At 60.1% G+C, this 2,061-nt stretch carries 1 protein-coding gene; it reads left to right on the top strand.

Going from position 1 to position 2,061, the window contains the following annotated elements:
* A partial coding sequence (locus Q7C18_RS16715) for a hypothetical protein (RefSeq protein ID WP_396954388.1) occupies window positions 1-2,061 on the top strand: 2,061 nt, incomplete at both ends.

Here is a 2,061-nt window from a genome sequence, read left to right as displayed (position 1 = left end):
CCATGGAGAGGCGTTCTGAAACGTGCTCTCGCGGTCGGTGCGGCATCGACGATCTCGGTCGGTGCTTATGCGCTGCCGGCGGCTGCGGCTGTCGATAATTTTCCAGAGGCTCCGGCTGAGGCTGAGGCCAGTAACGTTGACTCCACGCTGGCTGGTCTGGATCTGGCTGGGGCGGGTCGGACCACGGCGTTCTGGGACGGAGATCCTGGGCCCAATAATGAAGCGCTCAATGTTGACGTGTTCGGCAATGAGCTGATCGGGATCGGCAATATCGAGATCCCGGTGGATCAGATCCTGGACTTCGGTCAGGCCGGGGTTCTGCTCTCGGAGTCGGAGACCACGTCGCCGGTGGATGCTCGAGCGATCTCGGGCATTGCTGGTGGGGATGGGTCTGTGACTCTGGATGGTGATGAGGCTGGCTTCGGGGCTGCGGAGTTGGATCTGCTCTCGCTGTTCAATGCTGCCGGTGTTGATGGGATCACTGATGAGATCGTCTCGGAGGCGACTCTGCTGTTCGGTCTTGGTGGTGCTGAGGTCATCGCTGAGGATGGCGTGTTCCTGGATCAGGATGGTGTCGGTGGGCTGGGCCAGTACCGGGTGGGTGAGGCCAGTGTGTTGCTGACCTCTCCGGCGGTCGAAGAGGCTGCGGCGATGATCTATGACACCATCGGGGAGATCGACTCCACGATGGAGGACACGGTCAATGATCTGCTCGATGTTGCGGATCTGATCTCGGTGATTCCGGGTGCTTCGCTCTCTGCTGAGGTGTCCTCGAATATGCAGGAGGAGATCTTCGCGGCGATTCTCGCGGAGCCGATCACCACGAATAATCAGGTGCTCACGGTGGACTTCTCCACCGGTACTGCGCAGCTGCATCTGGATCAGCTGCTCTCTGGTGAGCTGCGTCCTGGTCAGCCCACGGGGATGAATAATCAGAACCCGAACACTGAGCTGATCGATGATGAGATCTATCCGATGATCGCGGAGACTGTCCATGATCTGATGGAAGAGGTCACCAACATCACGGTGGGCGCGATCGAGGGCGCGTTGGCTTCGGTGACCATTGATTATGAGGCGACTCTGGGTGGTGCCACCGCGACGGGCTCGCTGAATCTGATGGGTGATGAGATCAACGAGTTTGAGTGCTCGGGTGGTCTTCCGGGTGTTTGTGCCACGTTGAGTGCTGTGACTGGTCTGCTGCAGGAAGCTGTGGTGCCGGTGCGGGACTTCGTGATCAGTGATGCTGGTCAGGAGATCTTTGATCTGTTGATTCGGGATATCAAGACCGGTGCGATCACGGTGCCGATCCGTGAGGCGTTGGAGCCGTTCATCGAGACGCTGGCCACGGTGGTCTCGGTGCAGCTGAATCACCAGGTCGAGGAGTACTGCGAGACTCCTGAGGGTGAGCAGCGGCTGTCTTCGTTGGAGGTCTCGGCGTTGAGCATCGGCCTGTTCGAGGGTGATGGTGCCAGGCTGAACTTCGGCAATGCTGGGGCCCGGGTGGATTCCTGTGGTCTGTTCGAGCAGTTGGAGTTGGGTCTGGTGGTGGATCCTGATTCGGTGCCTGCTGGTGAGTCCACGCAGGTGACGGGTGAGGGTTTCACTCCGGATGCTTCCGCGACGGTGCAGTTGGTTGATCCGGAGGGTAACCCGGTGGGGGAGCCGGTGCCGGCTGAGACTGATGAGGCTGGTGGCTTCACGGTGGAGCTGCCGACTCCGGAGGATGCAGAGCCTGGTGAGTACTCGGTGGTGGCTGTTGATGACACCACGGGTCAGGAGATCTCTGAAGGGTTGAGTATCACGGATCCGGATGATGACGGTGTGATTGATCCGTCGTTGGTGGTGGATCCTGATTCGGTTCCTGCTGGTGAGTCCACCACGGTGACTGGTGAGGGGTATACCCCGGATTCCACGGTCACGGTGCAGCTGCGTGACCAGGACGGTAACCCGGTGGGTGAGCCGGTGGAGGATGTGCCGACCTCTGAGGACGGGACGTTTGAGGTGAGTCTGCCGACTCCGGAGGATGCGGAGCCTGGTGACTACACGGTTGCTGGTGTGGAT

The organism is Nesterenkonia sp. CL21 (genome assembly GCF_031705515.1).
In the GTDB taxonomy this organism is placed as follows: Bacteria; Actinomycetota; Actinomycetes; order Actinomycetales; family Micrococcaceae; genus Nesterenkonia; species Nesterenkonia aethiopica.
The sequence above is the reverse complement of the archived record's forward strand: the minus strand, read 5'-3'. Positions and strand labels throughout refer to the sequence as shown.